Genomic DNA, 25,045 nt, shown 5'->3' on the forward strand with positions numbered 1-25,045 from the left:
GGCCCGCATGCGCGAGCCCGCCGGGGTGTCACTCGATGACGAGCTCGACCTCGATGTTGCCGCTGGTGGCCTTGGAGTACGGGCAGTAGGCGTGGGTCGCCTCGACGAGCTCGCGGCCCTTCTCGCCCGCCAGGGCGTCCGGCAGCTCCACGCGCATCACGACCGCGAGCCCGAAGCCCGTGTCGTCCTTGCCTATGGAGACCTCGGCGGTCACCGACACGTCCTTGGTGTCCACCTTCATCTGACGGGCGACGGCACCCATGGCGCTGGCGAAGCAGGCGGCGTACCCGGCGGCGAAGAGCTGCTCGGGGTTGGTGCCCTGACCGTTGCCGCCGAGTGCCGGGGGCATGGCGAGGGCGAGGTCGATCTGGCCGTCGGAGCTGACGGTGCGGCCCTCGCGGCCGTTGGCGGTGGCGACAGCGGTGTACAGCGCGTTCATGGGGTGTCCTCGTTTCGTCGTCCGTCGTCCGGAGGTTGAATAGTTGCACACGCTTTAGTTGTGCACAACTAAAGCGGCCCGAGAGGTTACGCTGGACCCATGACGCCCCCGCCGACCACCGACCCGACGCTCCCCGCCGTGTCCGACGCCGAGCTGCTCCGTCTCGATCACCAGGTCTGCTTCTCGCTGCACGCGGCCTCGCGCGCCTTCGGCGGCGTCTACCGCGAGGCGCTCAGGGACCTCGGCCTCACGTACCCCCAGTACCTGGCCATGCTGGTGCTGTGGGAGCACGGCCCGCAGCCCGTCAAGGCCATCGGCGAGCAGCTGCGCCTCGACTCCGGCACCCTCTCACCGCTGCTCAAGCGGCTGGAGGCGGCCGGCCTGGTGCGCCGCGAGCGCAGCGCCGAGGACGAACGCTCGGTCACCGTCCGGCTGACGGAAGCGGGCGAGGAGATGCGCGAGCGGGCGCTGCCCGTGCCGCGCCGGATCCTCGCGGCGACGGGCCTTTCGGTCGAGGAGGTCCTCGGTCTCCAGAGGCTGCTGGGCCGCCTGACCGGCGCCCTCGACGAGGCCCATGGATAGGCCGGGCGGCGAGGCCCCGACACGGGTGGCGCTGTGGCGCCGGCGCCCCGCCCGGCCCGGCGGCCCTCAGGCCGGCTGCAGAAGGTCCCAGCGGTTGCCGTACAGGTCCTCGAAGACGGCGACCGTGCCGTACGGCTCGTGGCGCGGCTCCTCCAGGAAGCGGACGTCCGCCGCCGCCATCCTGGCGTGGTCGCGGGCGAAGTCCTCGGTGTGCAGGAAGAAGCCGACCCGGCCGCCCGTCTGACCGCCCACCCGCGCGAGCTGCTCGTCGTCCTTGGCACGGGCCAGGAGCAGCCCCGTACCGCCGTCCGGACCCGGCGGGCGGACGACCACCCAGCGCGAGCCGTCGCCCCGGTCCGAGTCCTCGACCAGCTCGAAGCCGAGCGCCCCGGTGTAGAAGGCGACGGCTTCGTCGTAGTCGCGGACGACGAGGGTGACGAGAGCGATGTGCGGCATGGGCTCCTTCCTACCCCACGCCGCCCGTCCCGGCGCACAATGCCCCCATGGAACCGCACCGCCTCGTCGACCGCGCCCGCCGCCTCGCCGTCCCCGGGCGCCGCCGCGTCCTCGGGATCGCGGGGCCGCCGGGCGCGGGCAAGTCCACCCTCGCCGCGCACCTCGTCGACCGGCTCGGCGGACTGGCCGTACTCGTCCCCATGGACGGGTTCCATCTCGCCGGAGCCGAACTGGAGCGCCTGGGGCGTACGGGCAGGAAGGGCGCCCCGGACACCTTCGACGCCGCCGGATACGCCGCCCTGCTCTCACGGCTGCGTGGCCCCGGGACGCCGGACACCGTCGTCTACGCGCCCGCGTTCGACCGGGCGGTGGAGGAGCCGGTGGCCGGCAGCATCGCCGTACCCGGTCCGTCGGACGTCCCCCTCGTCGTCACCGAGGGCAACTACCTGCTGCTCGACGAGGGGCCCTGGGCCGGCGTGCGGGACCTGCTGGACGAGGTGTGGTTCCTGGAGCTCGACCGGGACGAGCGGGTACGCCGTCTCGTCGACCGGCACGAGCGGTTCGGCAAGCCCCGCGCCGCCGCCGAGCGCTTCGTCCACGCGTCGGACGAGTCCAACGCACGCCTGGTCGCCGCCGGCCGCCACCGCGCCGACCTGGTCGTCACGCTCGCCCAGGACTCCGCGCCGCGGTCCGCGCAGGGTCCCGCAGCGGATCGCACCGCGCGGTCCGTGCCGGACACCGCGCCGGATCCGGCTTCCGGTTCCGCCGCGAATCCGGCTCGCGAGGACACCGGCCGCCGGGCAGGATGAGGCCATGTCCTCCGCCCCTCAGCCCGCCGCGCCCGCCCCTGTGCCGCCCGCCGGTCCGTCGGCCGCCTCCGCCTCCCCGCCGGCGCCCTTCACCGCCGGCGACTACCGGGCCCGGATGGACCGCGCGGCCAGGGCGGCCGCCGACGCCGGCCTGGACGGCGTACTCGTCGCCCCGGGCCCCGATCTGGTCCACCTCACCGGCTACCGGCCCCCGGCCGTCACCGAACGGCTGACGCTGCTCGTCCTGTCCGTCGAGCAGGAGCCCGTCCTCGTCGTGCCGACCCTGGAGGCGGCCGACGCCGAGCACGCGACCGGAGCCGCCGCGCTGACCCTGCGCGACTGGACGGACGGCAGGGACCCGTACGCCGTCGCCGCGCCGCTCCTCGACGTCGACGGCCGCTTCGCGGTCAGCGACAACACCTGGGCGATGCATCTGCTCGGTCTCCAGAAGGCGCTGCCGAGCACCTCGTACGTGCCGCTGTCCTCGGCCCTGCCCATGCTGCGGGCCGTGAAGGACGCGGCCGAGCTGGCGCGCCTCGAGGCGGCGGGCGCGGCGGCGGACGCGACGTACGAGGAGATCCTGCGGATCCGCTTCTCCGGGCGGCGCGAGACCGAGGTGGCCGCCGAACTGTCCCACCTGCTCACCCAGTTCGGCCACGAGCAGGTGGACTTCACCGTCGTCAGCAGCGGCCCCAACGGCGCCGACCCGCACCACGAGGCGGGCGAGCGCGTCATCGAGCACGGAGACATGGTCGTACTCGACTTCGGCGGCCTCAAGCACGGCTACGGCTCCGACACCTCCCGTACGGTCCACGTCGGCGGGCCTTCCCCCGAGGAACAGCGCGTCCACGACGCCGTACGGGAGGCGCAGCAGGCGGCGTTCGAAGCGGTGCGGCCCGGGATCGCCTGCCAGGAGGTGGACCGGGTGGCCCGCGCGGTGATCACCGAGGCCGGGTACGGCGAGCGGTTCATCCACCGCACCGGACACGGCATCGGCGTGACCACGCACGAGCCGCCGTACATGATCGAGGGCGAACGGCAGCCGCTCGTCCTCGGGATGTGCTTCTCCATCGAGCCCGGCATCTACCTGCCGGGGCGCTTCGGCGTGCGCATCGAGGACATCGTGACCGTCACGGAGGACGGCGGCCGCCGCCTCAACACCACCGCCCGCGAGATGGCCGTCGTCGACTGACCACCGCGCCCGCGCCGCCGTACGCGGCCGGGGCGCGGGCGCGTGCCGCCGCGCGCTTACGGAGCCGGCGGTGGCGGCCGCCGGCCGGTGGGCGCGCGGTCAGCCGGCGGGGCCGAGCACGACGCCGGACTCCGGCGGCAGGCGCAGGAGCCCGTCGGTGCCCGGTGCGTCGACCGGCTCCCAGGCGGCGAGGACCCGGCTGAGGCCGTTGCGGCCGAGGCCGATCGCGACGGGCTCCTTCGACAGGTTCACCGCGACGCGGATGTCGCCCCGCCGGTACGCCAGCCAGCGCGCGTCCTCGTCGTACGCGACCTTGACCGCCGCCAGGTCCGGGTCGGCGAGGTCGGGCCGCTCACGCCGCAGGGCGATCAGCTCCCGGTAGAAGGCCAGCACGCGTGCGTGCGGTTCGCCGGCGGGCTCCGACCAGTCCAGGCAGGACCGCTCCCGGGTGCGCGGATCCTGCGGGTCCGGGATGTCGTCCGCCGCCCACCCGTGTGCGGCGAACTCCCGTCGCCTGCCCTCGCGCACGGCCTGGGCGAGCTCGGGGTCGGTGTGGTCGGTGAAGAACTGCCAGGGGGTGCGGGCCGCCCACTCCTCGCCCATGAAGAGCATGGGAACGTACGGGCCGGTGAGGACCAGCGTGGCGGCGCAGGCCAGCAGGCCGGGGGAGAGGGTGGCCGAAAGCCGGTCCCCGAGCGCCCTGTTGCCGACCTGGTCGTGCGTCTGGGAGTAACCGAGGAAGCGGTGCGCGGCTGTTCGCGTGCGGTCGACGGAACGGCCGTGCACGCGTCCCCGGAACGTCGAGTACGTACCGTCGTGGAAGAACACCTGCGTCAGCGTCTTGGCGAGCGCGCCCAGGGGCGCGCGGGCGAAGTCGGCGTAATAGCCCTGGGACTCGCCGGTGAGAGCGGTGTGCAGGGCGTGGTGGAAGTCGTCGTTCCACTGCGCGTGCAGACCGAGGCCCCCCGACTCGCGCGAGGCCGTCGTACGGGGGTCCCCCTGGTCGGACTCGGCGATCAGGAAGAGCGCCCTGCCCACTTCGCCGGAGAGCGCGTCGACGGCCGCGGACAGTTCCTCCAGGAAGGTCAGCGCGCGGGTGTCGGCCAGCGCGTGCACGGCGTCGAGCCGCAGGCCGTCGAGGCGGTAGTCGCGCAGCCAGGACAGGGCGCTGCCGAGCAGGTAGGCACGCACCTCGTCGGACCCGGGGGCGTCGAGGTTGACGGCCGACCCCCAGGGCGTGTGGTGCGTGTCCGTGAAGTACGGGCCGAAGAGGGGCAGGTAGTTGCCGGAGGGACCGAGGTGGTTGTGGACGACGTCGAGCACGACCCCCAGACCCAGGGCGTGCGCCGCGTCGACGAAACGCTTGAACCCGGCCGGGCCACCGTACGGTTCGTGCACCGCCCACAGCGACACGCCCTCGTAGCCCCACCCGTGCGTTCCCGGGAACGGGCAGACGGGCATCACCTCGACATGGGTGACGCCGAGATCGGCCAGATGGCCGAGCCGGCCGGCGGCGGCGTCGAAGGTGCCCTCCGGGGTGTACGTACCGACGTGCAGCTCGTACAGGACCGCCTTCGACAGCGGAGCGCCGCCCCGCCAAGGCGTCCGCCACTCATGGGCGTTGTGGTCCACGACGGCGCTGAGGCCGTCGGGGCCGTCCGGCTGGCGGCGCGAGCGCGGGTCGGGCAGGACGGGCCCGCCGTCCAGCGAGAAGCCGTACCGGGTGCCGTCACCCGCCTCGGCCTCGGCCGTCCACCACCCGTCCCGCGCCGGATCACGCTCCATGGCGTACGCTGCGCCGGCCAGCCGGAGTTCTGCCTGCCCGGCCTTCGGCGCCCACACCTCGAACAGCACTGGCGGCCCCTCTCGTCGACGATGCCGCCACCCATGGTGCGTCAGACGGGCATGATCCGCCGGTAAATCGTCAGCTCCACGTCATATTGACCGCGCGCTCGAAATTGACGTACCCGGCGCGCTCGAAGGACTTGGCCATCGGAACGTTGGCGAGGTCCGTCGCCGCGCGGATGCGGGGCACCTCCTGTGCGGCGAGCACCCGGGTGCCCTCGGCGAGGATGTCGTCGATGTAGCCGTGACCGCGGCGCTCGGGCACCACGCCGATGTACGCGATGGTGTGGTGGTAGTTGTTGCGCGCGGGAATGACGAAACCGACCGGCTGCCCACCGTCCGGCAGTTCCGCGACGCGCCACCACGCGCGCGGCGAGGAGTAGGCCGCGAACTCCTCCCTGAACTGGAGCTCGGCGGCCTCGCGCGCGCTCAGACCCGTCGCCAGTTCGGCTCGGCTGTGCGCGTCGAGCGTGCCCTCCAGGACCAGCGTCATCAGCGCGACGAGCTCCTCCTCGCTGTGCGGCGGACGGAACGCCAGCCGTCCCGTGGGCTCCGGCACCGGCGTGCCCGGGCGCCATTCGAGACGCAGGCGCTCGACGAGCAGCCGCGCACCGGTCCGCTCCAGCACCCGCATCCGGGCCTCGACCACGTCACGCGCCGCCGCGTCGTCACGCCAGTCGGGCGGGATGAAACGGCCGTACTCGGGACGGGGCGAGCCGGTCGGCAGGACGGCGGCCGAAGCCGTCTCCAGGAGGCGCAGGCCGATCTCGCCGCGCTCCGGTTCCGGGAGCGTGTCGTCGAGGTCGAAGAAGTCGAGCGCCTGCGGCGGCTCACCGGCCCTGGAGGTCCACCAGGAGAGGCGGGCCAGCACGCGGTCCCCGCGCAGCGCCACCCACATCCACTCGGGACGGCGGCGGCCGGTGGCGAGGTCGTCCGCGAGCTCGTGGTCGAGGACGTACGGGAGCCGGCAGAAGAGGTCGAGCTCCTGCGGCCCCGCGAGCGGCCGTACGGTCGGTTCGTGGTCCTGCGGTATGCCGGTCAAGCCGTCCCCCTGTGACGTGAGTGTCCGCAGACAGTAACAATGACGATCCGGAGTCGGCAGGCGATCGGTCTGCGCAGGTCAGGTCGTACGGGATGGACCGTTCTTCTGGACACTCGCGCCCGGTCGGACCGACAATCGGCCTGTGACGTCGTCCTTCGAGTTCCACACGTATCCCGCGCGGCTGTCCGACGCCGAGCGGGACCGGGTGCTCGGGGTGCTCCGGGAGGGCGCGGCCCAGGGGAAGCTGTCGCACGACACCTTCGTACGCCGCATGGAACTCGCCCTCGTCGCCCGCCGGTCCGACGAACTGGCCGTGCTCACCTCCGACCTGGAGACCGAGGGCCGCTGGACGCGGGGGCTGTTCGGCGCGGTGCGGCGGGCGTCGGCGTTCTCCGTACGGCTGCGCGGGGCGTGGCAGGCGGAGCGGCTGCCGAAGCTGCTGTTCCCCGAGCCGGGGCCGTACCCGCTGAGGATCGGGCGCGATCCGGCGAACGGACTGCGGCTCAGCCACGAGACGGTGTCGCGCGTGCACGCCGAGCTGTCCGCGCGGGGCGGCGGGTGGATGCTGCGCGACCTCGGTTCGACCAACGGCACGTCCGTGAACGGGCGCAGGGTCACGGGGGCCGTCATGGTGCGCGACGGCGACCAGGTGAGCTTCGGACGGATGAGCTTCCGGCTCTCCGCGCGCTGACCCTTCGGGTATTCGGGCGACGACCCGGCCGACCGGGCTGAGGCTGCCCGCACGGGGGGCGGTGCGGTTGGCCGCGGCAGAGTCCGGCCACCGTGCCCCCGTCCTCGGCGGTCGGGGGCACGGCGCCGTGCACGGACCGTTCACCCGTACGTCCGGCCCGGCCGTACGACGCGCGGTGCTACGTCCCTTCCGGCGCGCGCGTGAGCAGGGACACCGGGCGCTGCGCGAACAGGTCGGCCACGCGGATCGTTCCCGTGAACGTGCGGTCCGGGGACAGGGCGTCCGTCCAGCGGCCCGCCGGGAGCGCCAGCTCCGTGTCGTGCCAGCCGCCCGCGTCCGCGAGGCGCAGGGACAGGCGCGTGACGGCCGTGACGGTCCGGCCGGAACGGCAGAACGCCACACAGTGGTCCGCCGCCGGACCCGCCGGGGTGAGCGGCGTGTACGTGCCCGACTCGCCGAACACCTCCGGCAGCGCCCGACGCAGGCCGAGCGCCGCGACCGTGACGGCGTACTTCTCCGCCGACAGGCTCTCGTCGTCGGCGGCCGGCGGCGTGAAGTCCACGGGACGCCGGTTGTCCGGATCGACCAGGGCGCGGAACTCCCGCTCCGTGCCCTGGTAGAGGTCCGGCACCCCCGGCATCGTCAGGTGCAGCAGCGCCGCCCCGAGCACATTGGCCCGTACGTACGGAGCGAGGTCCCGTGCGAACTTCGCCACCGTCTCGAACGGCGGCCCGGCCGGTCCCGCCGCCACGAAGTCGGCCACCGCCTGTTCGTACACCTCGTCCTGCTCGGTCCAGCTGGTGTGCAGACCGGCCTCCCGCACGGACTTCAGCAGCGCGGCCGTCAGCCGCTCCCCGTCCGGCTCCCCGAACCCGAACGCCGTCTGCCAGGCGGTCCACGCCAGGTGGGCGTCGGGCCCGGGGACGGTGGTGAGCCCCGCGAGCAGCCGGGCCCACCGCCCGGGGCACTCGGACAGCACCGCGATCCGCGCCCGCACGTCCGCGCTGCGCTTGGTGTCGTGCGTGGACAGCACGGTCCCGGTGGCCGGCCAGTCGCGTGCCAGCCGCTCGCAGAAGGCGTGGAAGTCCGCCGGGCTCACCCCGGGCGTCCCGGGGTCGCCGCCCACCTCGTTCGCCGACACCAGCGGCGTGTACCGGTAGAAGGCCGTGTCCTCCACCGACTTGGCCCGCAGCGCCGACGCCGTCTGCGCGAACCGGGCGCAGAACGCCGCCCGGTCCGGCCCGTCGCCCAGCCTCCCCAGGGCCAGATCGCGCACCAGGTCGACGACCGCGGCCTCCTCCGGCACCGCGAAGCCGGCCTTCACCTGGCGTGCCGCCTCCACCGGAACGGCCGCCCCGGCGCTCTCGGGACAGGGCCCGCCCGCCTTCACGTACGGGCGGTACACGGGAACGCGCACCAGCAGTTCCCGCACGGCCTCGCCCAGCGCCCAGGGCGCGTAGTCGCGCAGCGCGGGATCGCCCGCGCAGATGCGCTGGGCCGTACGGACGAGGTAGCGGGTCTCCGCCGCCAGCTCATGGGTGAGCACCTTGTACGCCGATCGTCGTACCGTCGCTTCCCAGTAGCCGCCGCGGTCTCCGGCCGGACCCGCGAAGTCGCGGTAGTGAGCTGTCAGTTCCCCGGTGCCCGCCGGATCGGTGAACAGCCCGTCGACGCGGTACAGCGCGTCGTAGCCCGTCGTTCCCGCGACCGGCCATTCGGCGGGCAGCCGTTCGGGACCGGTCAGGATCTTCTCCACGACCGTCCAGCGGCCCTCCACCGCCTCGCCCAGGCGGCGCAGATACGCCTCCGGATCGGCGAGACCGTCCGGATGGTCGATCCGCAGCCCGTCCACCACCCCGTCCCGCACGAGCTCCAGGATCTTCGCGTGCGAGGCGGCGAAGACCTCGGGGTCCTCCACCCGGACCCCGATGAGTTCCGAGATGGTGAAGAAGCGCCGGTAGTTCAGCTCGGTGCGGGCCAGCCGCCACCAGGCGAGCCGGTACCACTGGGCGTCCAGCAGCTCGGGCATCGGCAGGTGCGCCGTTCCCTCGCGCAGCGGGAACGTGTGGTCGTAGTAGCGCAGCGTCTCGCCGTCGACCGTCAGGTCGTCGAGCTCGTCGCCGATCCGGTGGGCCAGGACGGGCAGCAGCACCTTGCCGTCGCCGCCCTCCCAGTCGATGTCGAACCACCGGGCGTACGGCGAACCCGGCCCCTCCCTCAGCACCTCCCACAGGGGGCGGTTCAGGCTCTCGGGCGCCGGTACGGCCATGTGGTTGGGGACGATGTCGAGGATCAGGCCGAGGCCGTGCGCGCGGGCCGTACGGGACAGCGCGCGCAGTCCCTCCTCGCCGCCGAGTTCGGCCCGCACGCGCGCGTGGTCGACGACGTCGTACCCGTGCTGGGAGCCCGGCACGGCTTCCAGCACGGGCGACAGGTGCAGGTGCGAGACCCCGAGTGCGGCCAGATGGGGCACCGCCTCCTCGGCGGCCGAGAAGGGGAAGTCGGAACGGAGCTGCAGACGATAGGTGGCGGTGGGCGTCATGCGAACGTACGTACCCGCATTGGGGGCTTTCGTGTCATCCGCCCATGCGTCCGTGTGATGACCCGCCTTTTCGTTCACATGACGGCAGGCCCTGCGCGCACATGACGGCAGGCCCCTGCGCGCCCCTGTCGCGAGGTCGAAACCACCCGAACGGACGAGCCCGCCCGGCGCCGGCGTACGCGCCGCGACAGTGCTCCGGAGAGTCCTGCCCGGCGCGTCGCAGGCCGGCGTCACGGCCTGTGCGGCCGCCTCGCCGGGCGGCGGGGCGGCCCGCGGCGGCCACGCTGTGCGCCGCACGCGCGTGGGCCGCCCGCCCCGCCGCCCCGGCCCCTAGGCCGGCCGCTGCAACACCACCAGACTGCGCCCGATCAGCGTGACGTGCTCACCCGCTCCCACCTTGGGACCGCTCCCCGGCGGCACCCCTTCGGGCCGCGCCGTGTCGACCACCACCTGCCACTGCTTCCCGTGGTTGACCGGAATGGTGAAGTCGAGCTCCTGGGCGCTCGCGTTGAACATCAGCAGGAAGGAGTCGTCCGAGATCCGCTCGCCGCGCGGCCCCGGCTCCGAGATGGCGTGCCCGTTCAGGAAGACCGTCAGCGCCTTCGCGTGCGCGGCCTGCCAGTCCCGCTGGGCCATCTCCTTGCCGTCCGGAGTGAACCACGCGATGTCCGACAGGTCGTCGTGCGTGCCCTCCACCGGACGCCCGTGGAAGAAGCGCCTGCGCCGGAAGACCGGATGGTCCCGCCGCAGCCACACCATCGCGCGTGTGAACGCGTGGAGCGAGCCCTCCTCGTCGTCCTTGTCCGGCCAGTGCACCCACGACAGCTCGTTGTCCTGGCAGTACGCGTTGTTGTTGCCGTGCTGCGTACGGGCGAACTCGTCGCCGTGCGACAGCATCGGTACGCCCTGCGACAGCATCAGCGTCGCGATGAAGTTGCGCATCTGGCGGGCCCGCAGCTCCAGGATCGCGGGATCGTCCGTATCGCCCTCCGCCCCGCAGTTCCACGACCGGTTGTGGCTCTCGCCGTCCCGGTTGCCCTCGCCGTTGGCCTCGTTGTGCTTGTCGTTGTACGAGACCAGGTCGGCCAGGGTGAAGCCGTCGTGGCAGGTGGTGAAGTTGATCGACGCGAGCGGCCGGCGGCCGTCGTCCTGGTACAGGTCGGACGACCCGGTCAGCCGCCCCGCGAACTCGGCGAGCGTCCGGGGCTCGCCCCGCCACAGGTCGCGCACGGTGTCCCGGTACTTGCCGTTCCACTCGGTCCACAGCGGCGGGAAGTTCCCCACCTGGTAACCGCCCTCGCCCACGTCCCACGGCTCGGCGATCAGCTTCACCTGGCTGACCACCGGGTCCTGCTGCACCAGGTCGAAGAAGGACGAGAGCCGGTCCACCTCGTGGAACTGCCTGGCCAGGGTCGCCGCCAGGTCGAAGCGGAAGCCGTCGACGTGCATCTCCGTCACCCAGTACCGCAGCGAGTCCATGATCAGCTGGAGGACGTGCGGCGAGCGCATGAGCAGGGAGTTCCCGGTCCCCGTGGTGTCCATGTAGTACCGGGGATCGTCGGCGAGACGGTAGTACGAGGCGTTGTCCAGGCCGCGGAAGGAGAGCGTGGGGCCCAGATGGTTGCCCTCCGCCGTGTGGTTGTAGACGACGTCGAGGATGACCTCGATGCCCGCCCGGTGCAGCGCCCGTACGGCCGACTTGAACTCCAGCACCTGCTGGCCCCGGTCGCCCCAGGAGGCGTACGCGTTGTGCGGGGCGAAGAACCCGATGGTGTTGTAGCCCCAGTAGTTGCTCAGCCCGGCGTCATCCAGCCGGTGGTCGTTGACGAACTGGTGCACCGGCATCAACTCGAGCGCCGTCACCCCCAGTTCCGTCAGGTGCGAGATGATGGCGGGATGCGCCAGCGCCGCGTACGTGCCCCGGAGCTCGTCGGGGAGGTCCGGGTGCATCATCGTGAGGCCCTTCACATGGGCCTCGTAGAGGATCGTGCGGTGGTAGTCCGTGCGCGGCGGACGGTCGTCACCCCAGTCGAAGTACGGGTTGACCACCACCGACGCCATGGTGTGCGGAGCGGAGTCCAGGTCGTTGCGCGAGTCCGGCTTGCCGAAGTGGTAGCCGTACACCGACTCGCCCCAGTCGATCTTGCCGCTGATCGCCCGTGCGTACGGGTCGAGCAGCAGCTTCGCGGAATTGCACCGCTTGCCCTCCTGCGGGGCGTACGGGCCGTGGACCCGGTAGCCGTAGCGCTGCCCCGGCATGATGCCGGGCAGGAAGGCGTGACGTACGAACGCGTCGGACTCGCGCAGTTCCACCGCCGTCTCCGAACCGTCGTCGTGCAACAGGCACAACTCGATCCGGTCGGCGGCCTCCGAATAGACAGCGAAATTGGTTCCGGCGCCGTCGTACGTGGCGCCGAGTGGGTAAGCCTCTCCCGGCCAGACCTGCATGCGATCGACTCTTCCACTTCTGATCCGGGTGCTGCGGGGCACTTCGCACAGATCTTCCCCGAAAGTGGGGCAACCTCCTAGGACTTCGGGCCGTCCTACCGGGTGACCACGCATACCCGGTATGCCAGTTGCCGTCGCGCGTGACGCGCGGGGCGACGGGGGGCTCCGGGCGAGTAGGGGGGCATCAGTGCACAGGACAGTGCGCCGGCATCTGGGGAAGATGCTGGCGGGGACCGCGATAGCGGTGACCGGGACAGCGGTGATGATCGGCGTGACCCTGCCGGGAGCGGCGGGCGCCGCCGACGACACGCGGGGCGGGCGGACCGGGGCCGCCGCCGTCACCGGGACGGCCCAGGGCGGGCCCGGCGCCCGGGGGGAGCGGGACGGTGGGACCGCGGCGGCGGGGCAGGCGCCCGCGCCGGGCGTCGTGGAGGGCGCCCCGGCCGAGGGCGAGCAGGGCATCGGACGGGACCCCCTGACGGACGCCGAGCTGAAGCGGGTGGAGCGGCTGGCGCTGACGCCGTCGCAGTTCGCCGCCGGCAGGGACGTCGACGGGGACCGGGGGCCGCAGCACCTGGCGACCAACCTCGGCGAGACGCCGCCGTCCGAGGTGGACGACGCGGCGCCGCCGCGCCGCGCCGAGGTCTCGTTCTACGACTACGGGCGCGACGAACTGGTGACGAAGACGGTCAACCTCGCCACCGGCAAGGTCGAGCGGACCGGCGTGCTCAAGGGCGTGCAGCCGTCGCCGACCCGCGCGGAGAACCGCGAGGCCACGGAGTTGATCCTGGCGAGCCCGCTCGGCGCGGGCCTGAAGCAGGACTACCAGGACGCCATGGGCAAGCCGCTGACCTCGGCCGACCAGCTCTGGGTGAACGGCGGCATCTACCGGGCGGACCGGGAGGAGAACGTGCCGGCGGCGCTCGCGAAGTGCGGAGCGCACCGCTGCGTCCGCGTCACGTCCAAGGTCGTGAACGGACCCTGGATCGACACCCGCGATCTCGTCGTCGACCTGAGCGCGAGGACCGTCGGCCGTATCGGCTGACCCTTTCGACCCGCTCGACCGGCTCATCCTCTTCAGTCCCTTCCCGCACTTCCGTACGAGGGAGTTCATCCTCATGCACGTCAACAGAGCTTCTGGTGCCCGCAAGCGGGCCGCGGCAACCCTCGCGGCCACCGCCCTGCTCGGCGGCCTCGCCGCCGCGGGCGGCTCCGCGGCCTCCGCGACGCACCGGACAGCACCCGCGGCGGCCCCTGCGGCCCCCGCGCCGGCCCCGGCCGACTGCAGCGCGGCGTACCGCATCGAGCAGAAGCTCGACGGCGGCACGACCTGGCGCATGTGCTGGAACTACGACAGCGACGCCGGCCTGGTCCTGGAGAAAGTGACGTACCAGCCCAAGGGCGAACCCAAACCGATCCGCGTCCTGACGAGCGGCAAGCTCGCACAGGTGCACGTGCCGTACGACAACGGCGAGGAGGAGTACGACGACCTCACGAGCTACGGCTTCGGAACGGGCCTCCAGGACCTGAAACCCGCCGAGTGCCCCGGCGGCACGATCCGCACGGTCCGGGTCGCCGACATGGGTGATGTCAAAGGCATATGCACGACCACCCGGGCGCGCGGGCACGCGTACCGCCTCGCGAGCGACGAGGGCACCAAGGTCTGGCAGGCGCAGGGCAAGGACCTGCTCGTCTACACCGTCAACAAGGTCTCCTGGTACGAGTACATCACCGAGTGGCGGTTCTCCTCCGACGGCACCGTCTCGGCCAACGTCGGCGCCACCGGCAGCCTCGCGCCCGACGACTACGACGCCACCGACGGCCGTGGCTGGCCGATAGGCAAGGGCGCGCGCGACTACGCCACCAGCCACAGCCACAACGTCTTCTGGCGGCTGAACTTTGGCCTCGACGGCAGCTCCAAGAACCGGGTCGAGCAGTTCGACTCGAAGGTCACCCCGCCGCGGGGCAACGCCAAACCCACCACCAAGACCACCCGCACCCCCGTCACCAAGGAACTCGCGGGCGACGCCAAGAGCATGCGGTGGTGGCGGATCGTCAGCGCCACCGGCAAGAACAAGGACGGCCACGCGCGCTCGTACGAGATCGTGCCCGGCAGCTCCAACAAGCACCCGGGGCGCAGCTTCACGCGGCACGACGTGTACTTCACGAACTACCGCAAGTGCGAGCAGTTCGCCAGCAACAACATCCGCGACTGCGGCAGCGCGACCGCGCCGGACAGCGTGGACGAGTGGGTGAACGGCGAGACCCTCAAGAACCCGATCACGTGGGTCAACATCGGGTTCCACCACATCGCCCGGGACGAGGACCAGCAGCCGATGCCGGTCCACTGGCAGGGATTCCAGCTCGCGCCCAGGGACGTAACCGCTATGAATCCGCTCACTCCCGCCGATCTCGCAGGACAGAACGGGCATTACGAATAAGGGAGTTGGGAAAGGAGCCTGTCGATCCGGCTGCACCGCCTCCCGCTCCCGGAGTACCCTTCCTTGATCGTTGGAGACGGGGCTTCCAGGAGCTGAAGGCGGTGCGTGGGTGAGCTCGGGAGGGCTGGAACTGCCCCCCGGTGACGCGGGTCACGAGGGGGGTTCCGCAGGCGTCCCGCCCGGAGCGGTGTCGGTCGCGCGTCCGATGGAGATCGGGGCGGAACTGGACTGGGGCGCGGACGCCTGGAGCGAGGTGCGCACACGTGCGCAACGGGCCGGCCGCGCCTACATCTGGCTGAACCTCGTGGAGCAGCGGCTGCGCGCCGTCGTGTCCGCCGTGCTCCGGCCCATCTACGAGCCGGTGCACGGCGAGGACGAGTGGGTGGTCGCCGCCGCTGGGCCCGCGGGCCAGGAGTGGGTGCAGCGCGCGGTCGCGGTGCGGGAGGTGTCGCGCCGCAAGGGCTATCTCCTCGACCCCGCCGACGACAACGTCATCAGCTTCCTCACGCTGCCCCAGCTGCGCGAACTCATGGTCCAGCACTGGCCGTGCTTCGAGCCGTACTTCGACGACCGGCGGGACGTCGAACTCGCCCTCGACGAGCTGGAGGTCACCCGTAACGTCGTCTCGCGCAACCGGGCGCTGTCCGAGGCCGTGCTCGCCCAGGCGGAACGGGCCTCGGCGCGCCTCCTGGAGATCCTGGGCAGCGGCGCCGGCGTGCAGTCCTCCGGCCGCCTGCGGGTGGACGCCGTCGAGGAGCTCGTCGGGGACCGGTACGCCGATGTGGTGAGCGTCCACCCGGACCGGGTGCGCCTTCAGCGCCAGCTGCCCGCCGAGGACCTGTTCGGCGGCGCGCGGCGGCTCGACGCGATCGGCATAGGGCTCAACCTCCTCGTGCAGAACTTCTCCGGCAGGCGCCTGGTCCGGCTGGCCGAGTCGGGCTGCCGCATACGCCTGCTCTTCCTCAACCCGGCGAGCAGCGCGGTGAAGCGGCGCGAGCGGGAACTGGGTCTGAAGAAGGGCGAACTGAGCCGGTCGGTGGAGATGAACATCCTCCACATGCGGCGGGTGCGCTCGAAGCTCCGGGATCCGGGGGCCTTCCAGATCCAGGTCTTCGACGAGACGCCGCGCTTCACCGCGTACCTCGTGGACGGGGACGGCTCGGACGGACTGGCCGTCGTCCAGACGTACCTGCGCAAGGCGCGGGGGATGGAGGCGCCGGTGCTGGTGCTGCGCGGCGGCGGGCGCGGGGTGGTCCGGCACGGGCAGGACGGCCGGGATGCCGAACACGGGCTTTTCGAGACGTACCGGGAGGAGTTCGAAGCCGTGTGGGCGGACTCCCGGCCCGTGTCCTGACGTCGGCCGGTGCACTGGAGCCGGCCCGTGTCCGGTACCGGGCGGACCGCCTGGCGGCCGGGCTCCGGGGGCGTTGTCAGTGGTGCGTGCGAGGGTGGTTCTCCACCGGGGAGCTTCCGGGGGAGCATCACGAAGGAGGTCCCACGATGGGATGGCACGGGGAACCGCTGGTCGGGTTCGACCTGGAGACGACCGGCACGGAGCCGCTGGAGGCCCGCATCGTCACGGCAGCGGTCGTCGGCGTGCGGGGCGGTGAGGTGACCGGGCGGCGCGACTGGCTGGCCGACCCGGGCATCCGCATCCCGGCGCAGGCGTCGGCGATCCACGGGATCAGCAGCGAGCGGGCCGGTGCGGAGGGCAGGCCCGCCCGCGAGGTGGCCGACCAGATCGCGGAGACCCTGACGGGGTACTGGGCACAGGGGGTGCCCGTCGTCGCCTACAACGCCGCGTTCGACCTGACGCTCCTCGCCGCCGAACTGCGCCGGTACGGGCTGCCGTCCCTGAGTGAGCGGCGCGGGGGCGCGGGCCTCGGGCCGGTCATCGACCCGTACACGATCGACCGGGCCGTCGACCGCTACCGGCGGGGCAAGCGGACGCTGGAGGCGGTCTGCGCGGAGTACGGCGTGGTCCTGGACGGCGCCCACGAGGCGTCGGCCGACGCCCTCGCGGCCGTCGGGGTGGCCCGTGCGATAGCCGAGCGCCACCCCTCCATCGCGGCGCTGACCCCGGCGGAACTGCACGACCGGCAGATCGAGTGGTACGCCGACTGGGCCGCCGGCTTCCAGGAGTTCCTCCGCAAGAAGGGCACCGCGGACGCCGTCATCGACCCCCGGTGGCCGCTGCGGGAACCGGCCCCCGTCGCGCTCTGACGCCCAGGGCCCCACACCCCGCACTCACCGCATCCCGCAGTCCCGGCGCGGGAAGTCCCGTCGCCGCTAGAACGGATGCCAGCGGACCTCGGGATCCCCGTCGCGCAGGGAGGCCACCCGCCTGCGGAACTCGGCCGCCGCCGCCGGGCTGGACGGGGCGTGCTGGGCCACCCAAGCGCAGCTGGCCGTCTCGCGGGCGCCGCGCAGCACGGCGCAGCCGGCCCATTCGCGTACGTCCCAGCCGTACGCCGAGGTGAACGCGTCGTACGCGTCGGGCGCCAGGCCGTACCGGTCGCGCGACAGCGCCATGACCACCAGGTCGTGCTCGCGGAAATCGGCGGCGAAGGTCTCCAGGTCCACCAGGACCGGCCCTTGCGGACCGACATGGACGTTGCGGGGCAGCGCGTCGCCGTGGACCGGCCCCGGCGGCAGGTGCGGCGTGAGCGCGGCCGACGCCGCCGCGAACCCGTCCCGCCGCTCGCGCAGGTACGCCGCGTCGGCCGGGTCGATCGCGTCCCCGGCGAGCCGCAGCCACCGTTCGACGCCGCCGAGCAGTTCCCGCCGGGGGAGGGGGAAGGAGGGCGCGGGCAGGGCGTGGACGAGCCGCAGCAGCTCCGCCAGGTCCCGGGGGCCCGCCGGCCGCACGGACTCGGGCAGCCGGTGCCACAGCGTCACCGGGTGGCCGTCCACCACGCGGGGCTCCGGCTCGGCGGCCCGTACCGCGGGAACGCCCGAGGAGTCGAGCCAGGCCGCCACAGCCAGTTCCCGCGTGGCCCGCGCCGCCAGCTCGGGGTCGCGGCGGCCGACCTTGACGACCAGGGAGCCGGCCGCGAACACCGCGTTCTCGCCCAGCGCCAGCAGTCGTGCGTCCCCGGGGGAGGCGGGGAGCCCGGCCGTGGCCAGGACCTCGCGTGCTCGTGTCTCGTCCATGACCACCGATTCTCGCATTCCCGCAGGTGGGGTTGACGAACCGATGACCCGTCAGCACGATGACGGGGGCCGCCGGGGCGGCCGGGGACCCGAACGGCCGAGCCGCCCGAAGGAGTCGAATCCGTGACAGGCACCACCGCGAAGGCACGGTCCGGCAGAGGTCCCGGCAGCCACGGGGAGTACGGCGCCTGGTTCCTGGTGCTGCCCGCCCTCATCCCGATCCTCGTGCTCAGCGTGGGCCCGCTGCTCTACGGCATCGCCCTCGCCTTCACCGACTCCCAGTCGGGCCGCACCACCCCCACCCAGTGGACCGGCCTGCTGAACTTCCGGGACCTGCTGCACGACACGTTGTTCTGGGACTCGTTCCGGATCGGCCTGCTGTGGGCGGTCGGCGTGACCGTGCCCCAGTTCCTGCTGGCGCTCGGCCTCGCCCTGCTGCTCAACCAGAACCTCCGCTTCCGCTGGCTGGCGAGGGCCCTGGCGATCATCCCCTGGGCGATCCCGGAGGTGGTCGTCGGCATCATGTGGCGCCTGGTCTACCACCCCGACGCGGGCATCCTGAACGAGGCCGTCCGCGACCTCGGGCTGGGCGACGGACGGGACTGGCTGACCGGCCTCGCCACCGCGCTGCCCGCCGTGATCATCGTCGGTGTCTGGGCCGGCATGCCGCAGACGACGGTCGCCCTGCTCGCGGGCCTCCAGAACACCCCGCACGAGCTGCACGAGGCCGCCGCCCTCGACGGCGCCGGGGCCTGGCGCCGCTTCCGCACCGTCACCTGGCCGGCCGTCAAACCGGTCGCCCTCGCCATCACCGCACTCAACTTCATCTGGAAGTCGGGTGATCGGGGCCCCAAAGTGGCCTGACCTGCGGTTCCCTTGATCCCGATAGGGGGAGTGGGAAACAAGTGGGAGATGATCTAGCTTTTCGGGGCCTTCGGCCCCTCCTGCAACAGGTCCCAACGCTGCTGCAACGTCTTCATGATGGCACGCTCCATCGGCACCGTCACGCTGCTGTAGACGCCCTCGACCCCTGGCACCTCGTGCCCCATCCGAGACTCCACCGCGAACTTGCTGTGCCCGTCCTCGTCCAGCCACGCCTTCGCCCCGTGCCGGATCAGGTACAGGCGCCGGCCCTTGAACGACGGCACCGCCGGGATCGCGGGCCGCGGCTTGCGCACCTTCGGGCCCTTGCGCTCCTTGATGCCGTCCGCGATCGGCCGCCAGTACTTGTAGTCGAAGTTCACCGCGCCCAGGCTGCCGCCCTGAATTGCCGGGAACACCCAGTCGCTGCTGTGTGAGTCGAGGAGCTTCTCGAGCGCCTCCGCCAGGAACGGCGGCACGACCAGCGTGCGGCTGCTGCCGTACTTCGGCGGGAAGAACTGGAGCTTGCTGTCGGCGTACTGAACTTGGCGCTCCACACGAATCGCCGGCATGAGCTCGTCGCCCTTGCCGTACCGCTCCATCTCCTCGTCGTACCGCTCAACCTCATCCGGATCCGGGCGCGGATCGGAGGCGGGCCAGTTCGGGTAGCAGTACTCCCGCGTCAGGCCGAACAACTCAGCCGGTCGCATGCCAGTGCAGGCCATGGTCCAGATGAACACGTAGCCCGCGAAGCCGAAGTACGTCTCAGCGTTGCGGGCCAGTTGCTCGACGACTTCAGGGAGCATGTCCTTCTTGCGCTCCTTGGCCTTCTTCTCGTGCTTGCCGCGGCGCCGGTTGCGCTCGACGGGCGACGAGACGATGAGCCGGGGAACCGCATCGTCGAGGACCATACCCAGGACCATCAGCACGTTCTTCGCACTGCTGGGCTTGAGCACGCTGTTCACGTGCTTCCGGAACGCCCGATAGGCAAGGACGTCGACGTCCGCGACCGCGGTGCGGCGCTTCTTGAAGTACGGACGGATGTGGTTCTCGATGCAGGACCGGTAGCCGCGCTCCGTCAGGTGGCCGTGGTCCATGCCCTCGAGCCAGTCGTCGAGCCAGTCGGTCATCAGCGTGGCGCCGTCGCGGTTCTTGACGTTCGTGCCGTGCCGGATCTCGTACAACTTGTCGAGGCCGTGCTGGAACGCCTTCTCCTCGTCGGTGAATCCACCCTTGGACTCGTACCGCTTACGCCCGTTCTCGAGGTACTCGCCGCTCCACCACTTCACGCGACAGGTGCCGCCGCGCCACTCGAGGTGTACGTGCTGGTGGATGCGCGCCATCGTGCTACCCCTTCAAGCCGGGAGATGCGGTGGACCGGCAGGTACCCCTACCGCCGGAACTCCGCATGTCCATGGTGTCAGTCGCCGCTGCCCATCGGGCAGTTGCGACATTCTCCACAGTTCCCTCCAAGGTTCTCGACCAGCTCCCGCATCAGGCCGGCATCGGCACTGTCGGGGGTCAGCTGGCCGGGAACCACACAGACGATCCCTTTGTCGGTCTTGGTGGCCTGACCGTTGAAGCCGGGCCCGTAGTCGACTATGAGCGCGTCTCGATACAGCATGGCTCCCCCTATGTCCGGGTGGTTGCGGGAGCCTCCAAGGACGTGATCCGACTGTGCCACGAGTTGTGGAAGTTGGAACCACTTGAGCCCAAAGTGATCAGACGAATCTTCTCAGTATCTGAAAAGTCTCAAAAGGTTGTACGTCAATCGGCGGAGTTTCTGGGTCAGATCAGGCCGCGACCCCGGAGATCTGCCACCACACGCTCGCTGAGAGCGCGGATCTCGTCGGAGGTCAGCCCCTTGGTGGTGGCGATGGCGGCGAGCTGTACGACGTCCCGCGCCTCCTCGTCAAGGACCTCGGGAGGGATGACCGAGATGTTGACGTCCGGGCGCGACTTGGCCTCTTCGATGGGGATCGGCTCGCCGCCTTCGAGGACCGCCAGGCAGCTGCCGGGCGCCCACTTCAGGAGAGCGTCGATCTTGACGTAGTTGGTGGGCCGGAGCGGCATGCCCTTTTCGACCCTCTGCCACGTGCCCTTGGACGTGCCGGCGTCCTTGGCGTTGCGGTCGTTGAGTGCGAGGCCTAGGGCGTGGCGGCGCTTCTGCGCGGCCCCGGCGAGGCGGTCAAGGTCACTGGGTGCCATGCCCCCATCTTGGCAGGACTCGGCGGGACCAACCAGGACTAGCCCCGGAATGGGCTTGAAGTTGTTCCTGCATCGCCCCAGGTCAGGGGCAGCTATGGCCAACGCTTGTCCATGCGTGGGCAACCCGTGGGCATGTATGGGTAGACAGCGTGGGCAACTAGGGCTAACTTCAAGGCATGCACCACACCTCAACCACCTTCGAGGTGGACGGGGCGGCGATACGCACGAAGCGCATGCAAGCGGGGCTCGAGGCTCAACAACTCGCCGACCAGATCGGCTGCACCGCCAGTTACCTGCGAAAGCTCGAAACCGGCACCCGCACCCGCATGAGACCGGGCAAGTACGTCCGCCTCCGAGCCGCTCTGAAGGCGACCGACGAAGACCTCCTCGCCCCCCAACGAGGACACAAAGAGAGGAAGTGAAGTGGCCAGCACCAGGTCCCCCAACCTGCCTGAGAAGCGGGACGACCCGAACGCGCCGAAGAAGCCGGACGACCCGAACGCGCCGTACTTCAACATCCGCGAGGCGGCCTACCTGCTCAAGTGCAGCGTCAAGACCGTGCGCCGGCGGATCAACGTGGACGGCTACCCCCACAGCCGCTTCTCGGAAGGCGGGCCGATCCGGATCAGCCGCGAGGACCTCGCCTACTACTACGAGGCCAACCGCGTCACCCCGGCGCCCATCCGCCGCAGCCGGCCGACCTCGCGCAAGCCGGTCGCCGCAGCCGCCTAGAGCGGCAAACGGCCCCGACCGCCGGTGGCTAGACCGGCAGCAGGGGCCTCGATCCACCTCTCACCACTCCGAAGAGACGAGGCAGACCGTGCCTACATCATCCACCACTCCTGTACCTGATCGGGTCGCTGACCTGATCGCCTCCCAGCTCCCGCCCCGCATCAAGGTGGCGGTCCGTGAGTCGGCGAAGGCCGCGACGGCGTTCAGCTGGTGCCGTTCCCCGCTGACCCGTGAGGCCCGCGAGCACGCCATCTCCGACGTGCACCGCCAGAACAAGATCCTCGCCGCGTACAACCCGGGCCTCATCGTCACCGCCGGAGGTGCCCGATGAGCGAGCACCTGACCGCCGAGCAAGAGGCCGAGATCCGTAACCGCGAAGGATCGGCGACCCCTGGCCCGTGGGGCGTCTACTTCGACGGTGTCGTCTATGACGTGGCGTCGCAGATCAAGCTGACGAGTACCGGGTTCCAGTGCCGGCGGGCGATTGCTCGCCTGGACGACGAGCCCATCGACAACGACCCGGCGCACCGCGACTGGACGGCAGAGCAGGACGCCGTGCAGGTCTACCACGACGCCACCTTCGTTGCCCGCTCCCGCAGCGACGTACCCGCTCTCCTCACGGAGGTGGACCGCCTCCGCGCCGAGCTGGCTGCGACCCGGCGAGCGAAGGCCGAGAACGACGAGCGGTTCCAGATCGCCGCGGCCGAACAGCGCGACCGGGCCGAGAAGGCCGAAGCCGCTCTCACTGCGAGCCCGCAGGAGGAGTACCCCGGCGAGCTCGCCCACCTTCGTGACCTGCTGCGCGCTGTCGGCCGTCTCGCCGACACCCAGCCGGAGGGCAACCCCCTGACGGAGCTGCTCATCGACCACTACTCCGACAGCCGCATCGCCGACGCCCAGCTCGCGAAGGGCGGCACGTCATGACCACTGCGACCCCGAACCCGGCCGGACATCGCGACATCGCCGACCTGGATGTGCCGGCGGAGGTTGTCGCCGCCCAGGTCGAGGCCCTCGTTGCCCGCCTCAGGTCGCAGCGTCTGGCTGTTGGCCGGGCCGCCGAGCTGCGCCACCAGGGCGACCCGTGCGACACCGCGTTCGCCCGCCTCGCTTGCGAGCACCCCGAGAAGTGCAGCACCGAAGCCGACTATCCCGGCTGGACCCCCGGAGGGACCCGATGACTGACCGCACCGAGTACATCGCTGGCCTGCGGCAGTTCGCTGACTGGCTGGAGCAGAACCCAGAGATTCCCGTCAGCCGCCAGCGCCTGCTGTTGGCGCTGCAGACCAACCCGGCGGTCGAGGCGTTCGCCGCCGAGCACGGCCTGACCGTCACGTTCGACGGCGAGGGCAACGCCTTCTGCAGTCTCCAGTTCGGTCTGATCCAGTACTACGCCTACGGCTACGCCGACTTCAAGCAGCACTGCGCCGACCTGGACGCGAAGCGGGCCCGCAAGTGGGCTGAGACGAACGGTCTGGCATTCGTCCCCGCCGACAGCAAGGCGGTGACGGCATGAGCGAGTACCCCGAGATCGCCGCACGCTTCAAGCGCGAGACGGCCGGCCACGAGATGACCGTCCTGCACGACGACGGCCTGTACCGGCACCTGCGGTTCGCCCCGAAGGACAGTTCCCTCTGCTGGTGGGACCTGATCACCTGGCCGTACAACTTGATCGTCAACGGTTCGCACGGCTCGTTCCACTTCTGCCGATTCGGCCCGGACACCCAGGACATGCTCGTCCTGTTCCGCGACAGTCGCGCCGGACGCTACATCAACCCGCAGTACTGGGAGGAGAAGCTCCGCGCCGGCAAGGCGAAGGGCTGGTCCGAGCCCAAGTTCCGCGCCTTCCTGGTTGAGGAGGCTGCCGCGCTGGAGGCCCGCTACCCGGGCACCGTGGAGGCGGTCGGCAAGCAGATCCTCAACTCGGACGAGCACAACACGGAGTACGAGGAGACCGCCCGCTGGGCCTGCGCCCAGTTCCGTCACGGCGACGTGACGCTTCGGTTCCCCGACGAGTGGGACCTGTCGTTCGAGGAGTTCGACTGGCAGTACCTGTGGCAGTGCCACGCGATCGTGCGCGGCATCCACATGTACGACTCGACGATCTGCGGCAGTCGCTGCCCCGAGCACCCCGAGCAGTACTGCCGCCGCTCGCCCGGCCACCAGCCGGGGATCTGCCGCGACGCCAAGCAGAAGGGCACGGAGAGCTGCACCTGGGACCCGGCCCGTAAGGCGGTGGCCGCATGATCACCAACGAAGAGCGGGCGGAGATCAAGGCCGCCGCCAAGTACGAGGCCAAGCTGAAGGCCGACCAGGAGGAAGGCCAGCGGCAGGCCGACGAGTGGAACCGGCTGCACCCGATCGGCACACCCGTCGTCGCGTACCCCGGTATTCGCCCCGAGGGCCGGTTCGCCGGGTGGGACTGCAAGCGACTGGAGACGGTCACCCGCACCCCCGCTTGGACGCTCGGCCACGGCAAGCCCGTCGTGAGCGTCGAGGGCTACCCCGGCGGGATCAGCCTCACCCACGTGGATGTCATCCCGGAGGCGGCGTCATGACCGCCCCGACGGTCGAGACGGTGATATCCCCGGTCCTCTCTCTTCCCGTCGTCTCAGGCCCGGCTGCCGCTCTGCTGCTGGCGGGCATGGATCTGGTCCCGCGCACCACCGTCCCGGCGTGGATCACCGACCCGGAGCTGAGGGCCGGCATCGTCGCCGCCCTCATGGACATCCCCGACGGGGGTGCCTGATGCACCGCTTCCTCGCCAAGTGCGCCGCCCTCATGGCCGCACTCACCGCCACCGGAATCGCCCTCATCGCAGCAGGGCGCCGGATCAACCACGGGGGGACCCGATGACGACCGCACCCAGCCCGCTGGAGGCCCACCTCCGCGCCGAACTCCGCGAGGCCAGGGAACAGCTCGCCGCCCTCAACGAGCGGTGCCTCGACCTCCAGGCTGCCAACGAGGCGGCGTACCAGGCGTCCTACAACCTCACCGGCGGACCCAGCTTCGACAAGGCCAAGCCGTTCGGTCAGCTCGCCGAGAACACCTTCGCCGACCCGGTCAAGCAGGCCGCGGCACGGCTCCTCCAGCGCACCGAATGGGAGACAACGGCATGAGCGTCGCCCAGGATCTCCGCACCCGCGCCAAGCACCGCGGCTTCACCCCGTGGCAGCTCGTCCAGAAGATCGGCCGCCTGGAACGCGAAGCCGACGACCGGACCTGCCAACTCGTCGCACTCACCACGGCCATCGGCGAATTCCAAGCCGAACGCAACCAACTCGAAGCCCAGCTCGACACCGCCGGCATCGAACTGTCCGGGGCCCGCGAAGACCTCGCCGCCGCCCACCGTGAGCTGACCGAGCTGCGGGCGTTCAAGGCCAACGTCACCGCCGTCGACTCGCCCACCGGTCACCGGGACATTGACCCCGACGACCAGCCCACCCACCCCGCCGGGATCAACGTCACGACGCTCCGCGAAGCGCTCGGGCCCGTCGTAGACCCCGGCCAGACCACCTGGGGCGCCCGCCGCGAGCGGAGCGACTGACCCCACCAGCGCGCCGGGCCGGAGGTGTCCCCGCCTTCCGCCCCGGCGACCAACCGGCCG

The 25,045-nt window shown here is 71.4% G+C and carries 29 protein-coding genes and 1 pseudogene; 20 read left to right on the plus strand and 10 right to left on the minus strand.

Going from position 1 to position 25,045, the window contains the following annotated elements:
• Positions 1–28: 28 nt before the first annotated feature.
• A complete protein-coding gene (locus ACWGH0_RS19505; protein ID WP_453405408.1) occupies positions 29–439 on the minus strand; it encodes an organic hydroperoxide resistance protein in 411 nt (136 codons plus the stop codon).
• Between the two features lie 99 nt (positions 440–538).
• On the opposite strand from ACWGH0_RS19505, the gene ACWGH0_RS19510 reads away from it, so the two are divergent.
• Complete coding sequence (locus ACWGH0_RS19510) at positions 539–1,021, plus strand: MarR family winged helix-turn-helix transcriptional regulator (protein ID WP_453405409.1); 483 nt, start codon at positions 539–541, stop codon at positions 1,019–1,021.
• 66 nt (positions 1,022–1,087) lie between these two features.
• Here the strand turns inward: ACWGH0_RS19510 and ACWGH0_RS19515 are convergent, their stop codons facing one another.
• The gene (locus tag ACWGH0_RS19515; RefSeq protein ID WP_453405410.1) at positions 1,088–1,477 is read right to left on the minus strand and encodes a VOC family protein; all 390 of its coding nucleotides are present in this window, start codon (positions 1,475–1,477) and stop codon (positions 1,088–1,090) included.
• 47 nt (positions 1,478–1,524) lie between these two features.
• Between ACWGH0_RS19515 and ACWGH0_RS19520 the strand changes: the two genes are divergently transcribed.
• Positions 1,525–2,286, plus strand: coding sequence for a nucleoside/nucleotide kinase family protein (locus tag ACWGH0_RS19520; protein ID WP_453405411.1), 762 nt, complete (start codon positions 1,525–1,527; stop codon positions 2,284–2,286).
• A 4-nt stretch (positions 2,287–2,290) separates the two neighbouring features.
• Positions 2,291–3,478: an aminopeptidase P family protein gene (locus ACWGH0_RS19525; protein ID WP_453405412.1), complete on the plus strand. Its 1,188-nt coding sequence runs from the start codon at positions 2,291–2,293 to the stop codon at positions 3,476–3,478.
• Positions 3,479–3,577: 99 nt separating this feature from the next.
• On the opposite strand, the gene treZ is transcribed toward ACWGH0_RS19525, so the two are convergent.
• Complete coding sequence (gene treZ, locus ACWGH0_RS19530; protein ID WP_453405413.1) at positions 3,578–5,332, minus strand: malto-oligosyltrehalose trehalohydrolase; 1,755 nt, start codon at positions 5,330–5,332, stop codon at positions 3,578–3,580.
• A 70-nt stretch (positions 5,333–5,402) separates the two neighbouring features.
• A complete protein-coding gene (locus ACWGH0_RS19535; protein WP_453405522.1) occupies positions 5,403–6,356 on the minus strand; it encodes a GNAT family N-acetyltransferase in 954 nt (317 codons plus the stop codon).
• Between the two features lie 151 nt (positions 6,357–6,507).
• Between ACWGH0_RS19535 and ACWGH0_RS19540 the strand changes: the two genes are divergently transcribed.
• Positions 6,508–7,056, plus strand: a complete 549-nt coding sequence (locus ACWGH0_RS19540; RefSeq protein WP_453405414.1) for an FHA domain-containing protein — start codon at positions 6,508–6,510, stop codon at positions 7,054–7,056.
• Between the two features lie 178 nt (positions 7,057–7,234).
• On the opposite strand, the gene treY is transcribed toward ACWGH0_RS19540, so the two are convergent.
• On the minus strand, positions 7,235–9,598 hold the full coding sequence (treY, locus tag ACWGH0_RS19545; protein ID WP_453405415.1) for a malto-oligosyltrehalose synthase: 2,364 nt from the start codon (positions 9,596–9,598) through the stop codon (positions 7,235–7,237).
• A 330-nt stretch (positions 9,599–9,928) separates the two neighbouring features.
• On the minus strand, positions 9,929–12,046 hold the full coding sequence (gene glgX / locus ACWGH0_RS19550) for a glycogen debranching protein GlgX (RefSeq protein ID WP_453405416.1): 2,118 nt from the start codon (positions 12,044–12,046) through the stop codon (positions 9,929–9,931).
• Positions 12,047–12,233: 187 nt separating this feature from the next.
• Between glgX and ACWGH0_RS19555 the strand changes: the two genes are divergently transcribed.
• The 4 genes from ACWGH0_RS19555 to ACWGH0_RS19570 all read left to right on the plus strand — a co-directional run bounded on the left by ACWGH0_RS19555 (position 12,234) and on the right by ACWGH0_RS19570 (position 16,710).
• The gene (locus tag ACWGH0_RS19555) at positions 12,234–13,091 is read left to right on the plus strand and encodes a Tat pathway signal sequence domain protein (RefSeq protein ID WP_453405417.1); all 858 of its coding nucleotides are present in this window, start codon (positions 12,234–12,236) and stop codon (positions 13,089–13,091) included.
• A 73-nt stretch (positions 13,092–13,164) separates the two neighbouring features.
• Complete coding sequence (locus ACWGH0_RS19560; RefSeq protein WP_453405418.1) at positions 13,165–14,487, plus strand: copper amine oxidase; 1,323 nt, start codon at positions 13,165–13,167, stop codon at positions 14,485–14,487.
• Between the two features lie 109 nt (positions 14,488–14,596).
• Complete coding sequence (locus ACWGH0_RS19565) at positions 14,597–15,841, plus strand: SAV2148 family HEPN domain-containing protein (RefSeq protein WP_453405419.1); 1,245 nt, start codon at positions 14,597–14,599, stop codon at positions 15,839–15,841.
• A gap of 146 nt (positions 15,842–15,987) precedes the next feature.
• The gene (locus ACWGH0_RS19570; RefSeq protein ID WP_453405420.1) at positions 15,988–16,710 is read left to right on the plus strand and encodes an exonuclease domain-containing protein; all 723 of its coding nucleotides are present in this window, start codon (positions 15,988–15,990) and stop codon (positions 16,708–16,710) included.
• Between the two features lie 66 nt (positions 16,711–16,776).
• Here the strand turns inward: ACWGH0_RS19570 and ACWGH0_RS19575 are convergent, their stop codons facing one another.
• Positions 16,777–17,640, minus strand: coding sequence for a phosphotransferase enzyme family protein (locus ACWGH0_RS19575; protein WP_453405421.1), 864 nt, complete (start codon positions 17,638–17,640; stop codon positions 16,777–16,779).
• Positions 17,641–17,763: 123 nt separating this feature from the next.
• Between ACWGH0_RS19575 and ACWGH0_RS19580 the strand changes: the two are divergent.
• A pseudogene (locus tag ACWGH0_RS19580) lies at positions 17,764–18,471 on the plus strand (carbohydrate ABC transporter permease); the annotation flags it as partial.
• 86 nt (positions 18,472–18,557) lie between these two features.
• Here the strand turns inward: ACWGH0_RS19580 and ACWGH0_RS19585 are convergent.
• The 3 genes from ACWGH0_RS19585 to ACWGH0_RS19595 form a co-directional block, all read right to left on the minus strand.
• Positions 18,558–19,844 (minus strand): site-specific integrase, encoded by a 1,287-nt coding sequence (locus ACWGH0_RS19585; RefSeq protein ID WP_453405422.1) that lies wholly within the window; start codon positions 19,842–19,844, stop codon positions 18,558–18,560.
• Positions 19,845–19,921: 77 nt separating this feature from the next.
• Positions 19,922–20,125 (minus strand): hypothetical protein, encoded by a 204-nt coding sequence (locus ACWGH0_RS19590; RefSeq protein ID WP_453405423.1) that lies wholly within the window; start codon positions 20,123–20,125, stop codon positions 19,922–19,924.
• 164 nt (positions 20,126–20,289) lie between these two features.
• Positions 20,290–20,709 (minus strand): hypothetical protein, encoded by a 420-nt coding sequence (locus ACWGH0_RS19595; RefSeq protein ID WP_453405424.1) that lies wholly within the window; start codon positions 20,707–20,709, stop codon positions 20,290–20,292.
• A gap of 176 nt (positions 20,710–20,885) precedes the next feature.
• On the opposite strand from ACWGH0_RS19595, the gene ACWGH0_RS19600 reads away from it, so the two are divergent.
• The 11 genes from ACWGH0_RS19600 (at position 20,886) to ACWGH0_RS19650 (ending at position 24,985) form a co-directional block, all read left to right on the plus strand.
• On the plus strand, positions 20,886–21,131 hold the full coding sequence (locus ACWGH0_RS19600) for a helix-turn-helix domain-containing protein (RefSeq protein WP_453405425.1): 246 nt from the start codon (positions 20,886–20,888) through the stop codon (positions 21,129–21,131).
• A gap of 1 nt (position 21,132) precedes the next feature.
• Entirely contained in the window at positions 21,133–21,441 is a 309-nt protein-coding gene (locus ACWGH0_RS19605) for a helix-turn-helix domain-containing protein (protein WP_453405426.1), read from the plus strand.
• Between the two features lie 88 nt (positions 21,442–21,529).
• On the plus strand, positions 21,530–21,772 hold the full coding sequence (locus ACWGH0_RS19610) for a hypothetical protein (RefSeq protein WP_453405427.1): 243 nt from the start codon (positions 21,530–21,532) through the stop codon (positions 21,770–21,772).
• Complete coding sequence (locus ACWGH0_RS19615; RefSeq protein WP_453405428.1) at positions 21,769–22,365, plus strand: hypothetical protein; 597 nt, start codon at positions 21,769–21,771, stop codon at positions 22,363–22,365. The genes ACWGH0_RS19610 and ACWGH0_RS19615 overlap by 4 nt, the downstream gene beginning before the upstream one ends.
• Complete coding sequence (locus tag ACWGH0_RS19620) at positions 22,362–22,619, plus strand: hypothetical protein (RefSeq protein ID WP_453405429.1); 258 nt, start codon at positions 22,362–22,364, stop codon at positions 22,617–22,619. The genes ACWGH0_RS19615 and ACWGH0_RS19620 overlap by 4 nt, the downstream gene beginning before the upstream one ends.
• Complete coding sequence (locus ACWGH0_RS19625; RefSeq protein ID WP_453405430.1) at positions 22,616–22,954, plus strand: hypothetical protein; 339 nt, start codon at positions 22,616–22,618, stop codon at positions 22,952–22,954. Before ACWGH0_RS19620 ends, ACWGH0_RS19625 begins: the two co-directional genes overlap by 4 nt.
• Entirely contained in the window at positions 22,951–23,685 is a 735-nt protein-coding gene (locus ACWGH0_RS19630) for a hypothetical protein (protein ID WP_453405431.1), read from the plus strand. Before ACWGH0_RS19625 ends, ACWGH0_RS19630 begins: the two co-directional genes overlap by 4 nt.
• Positions 23,682–23,996: a hypothetical protein gene (locus ACWGH0_RS19635; RefSeq protein WP_453405432.1), complete on the plus strand. Its 315-nt coding sequence runs from the start codon at positions 23,682–23,684 to the stop codon at positions 23,994–23,996. Before ACWGH0_RS19630 ends, ACWGH0_RS19635 begins: the two co-directional genes overlap by 4 nt.
• Complete coding sequence (locus ACWGH0_RS19640; protein ID WP_453405433.1) at positions 23,993–24,187, plus strand: hypothetical protein; 195 nt, start codon at positions 23,993–23,995, stop codon at positions 24,185–24,187. The genes ACWGH0_RS19635 and ACWGH0_RS19640 overlap by 4 nt, the downstream gene beginning before the upstream one ends.
• A 103-nt stretch (positions 24,188–24,290) precedes the next feature.
• Positions 24,291–24,557: a hypothetical protein gene (locus ACWGH0_RS19645; protein WP_453405434.1), complete on the plus strand. Its 267-nt coding sequence runs from the start codon at positions 24,291–24,293 to the stop codon at positions 24,555–24,557.
• The gene (locus ACWGH0_RS19650; RefSeq protein WP_453405435.1) at positions 24,554–24,985 is read left to right on the plus strand and encodes a hypothetical protein; all 432 of its coding nucleotides are present in this window, start codon (positions 24,554–24,556) and stop codon (positions 24,983–24,985) included. The genes ACWGH0_RS19645 and ACWGH0_RS19650 overlap by 4 nt, the downstream gene beginning before the upstream one ends.
• Positions 24,986–25,045: the final 60 nt, after the last annotated feature.

Source organism: Streptomyces sp. NPDC054887 (genome assembly GCF_053610585.1).

What these genes read in the sequence shown, in the direction of transcription:
- ACWGH0_RS19560 (WP_453405418.1), top strand. Translation starts at nt 13,165, where the DNA reads ATGCACGTCAACAGAGCTTCTGGTGCCCGCAAGCGGGCCGCGGCAACC.
- ACWGH0_RS19630 (WP_453405431.1), top strand. Translation starts at nt 22,951, where the DNA reads ATGAGCGAGTACCCCGAGATCGCCGCACGCTTCAAGCGCGAGACGGCC.
- ACWGH0_RS19650 (WP_453405435.1), top strand. Translation starts at nt 24,554, where the DNA reads ATGAGCGTCGCCCAGGATCTCCGCACCCGCGCCAAGCACCGCGGCTTC.
- ACWGH0_RS19640 (WP_453405433.1), top strand. Translation starts at nt 23,993, where the DNA reads ATGACCGCCCCGACGGTCGAGACGGTGATATCCCCGGTCCTCTCTCTT.
- ACWGH0_RS19625 (WP_453405430.1), top strand. Translation starts at nt 22,616, where the DNA reads ATGACTGACCGCACCGAGTACATCGCTGGCCTGCGGCAGTTCGCTGAC.
- ACWGH0_RS19615 (WP_453405428.1), top strand. Translation starts at nt 21,769, where the DNA reads ATGAGCGAGCACCTGACCGCCGAGCAAGAGGCCGAGATCCGTAACCGC.
- ACWGH0_RS19525 (WP_453405412.1), top strand. Translation starts at nt 2,291, where the DNA reads ATGTCCTCCGCCCCTCAGCCCGCCGCGCCCGCCCCTGTGCCGCCCGCC.
- ACWGH0_RS19575 (WP_453405421.1), bottom strand. Translation starts at nt 17,640, where the DNA reads ATGGACGAGACACGAGCACGCGAGGTCCTGGCCACGGCCGGGCTCCCC.
- ACWGH0_RS19515 (WP_453405410.1), bottom strand. Translation starts at nt 1,477, where the DNA reads ATGCCGCACATCGCTCTCGTCACCCTCGTCGTCCGCGACTACGACGAA.
- treY (WP_453405415.1), bottom strand. Translation starts at nt 9,598, where the DNA reads ATGACGCCCACCGCCACCTATCGTCTGCAGCTCCGTTCCGACTTCCCC.
- ACWGH0_RS19600 (WP_453405425.1), top strand. Translation starts at nt 20,886, where the DNA reads ATGCACCACACCTCAACCACCTTCGAGGTGGACGGGGCGGCGATACGC.
- ACWGH0_RS19635 (WP_453405432.1), top strand. Translation starts at nt 23,682, where the DNA reads ATGATCACCAACGAAGAGCGGGCGGAGATCAAGGCCGCCGCCAAGTAC.
- ACWGH0_RS19595 (WP_453405424.1), bottom strand. Translation starts at nt 20,709, where the DNA reads ATGGCACCCAGTGACCTTGACCGCCTCGCCGGGGCCGCGCAGAAGCGC.
- ACWGH0_RS19570 (WP_453405420.1), top strand. Translation starts at nt 15,988, where the DNA reads ATGGGATGGCACGGGGAACCGCTGGTCGGGTTCGACCTGGAGACGACC.
- ACWGH0_RS19645 (WP_453405434.1), top strand. Translation starts at nt 24,291, where the DNA reads ATGACGACCGCACCCAGCCCGCTGGAGGCCCACCTCCGCGCCGAACTC.
- glgX (WP_453405416.1), bottom strand. Translation starts at nt 12,046, where the DNA reads ATGCAGGTCTGGCCGGGAGAGGCTTACCCACTCGGCGCCACGTACGAC.
- ACWGH0_RS19620 (WP_453405429.1), top strand. Translation starts at nt 22,362, where the DNA reads ATGACCACTGCGACCCCGAACCCGGCCGGACATCGCGACATCGCCGAC.
- ACWGH0_RS19510 (WP_453405409.1), top strand. Translation starts at nt 539, where the DNA reads ATGACGCCCCCGCCGACCACCGACCCGACGCTCCCCGCCGTGTCCGAC.
- ACWGH0_RS19590 (WP_453405423.1), bottom strand. Translation starts at nt 20,125, where the DNA reads ATGCTGTATCGAGACGCGCTCATAGTCGACTACGGGCCCGGCTTCAAC.
- ACWGH0_RS19520 (WP_453405411.1), top strand. Translation starts at nt 1,525, where the DNA reads ATGGAACCGCACCGCCTCGTCGACCGCGCCCGCCGCCTCGCCGTCCCC.
- ACWGH0_RS19585 (WP_453405422.1), bottom strand. Translation starts at nt 19,844, where the DNA reads ATGGCGCGCATCCACCAGCACGTACACCTCGAGTGGCGCGGCGGCACC.
- ACWGH0_RS19505 (WP_453405408.1), bottom strand. Translation starts at nt 439, where the DNA reads ATGAACGCGCTGTACACCGCTGTCGCCACCGCCAACGGCCGCGAGGGC.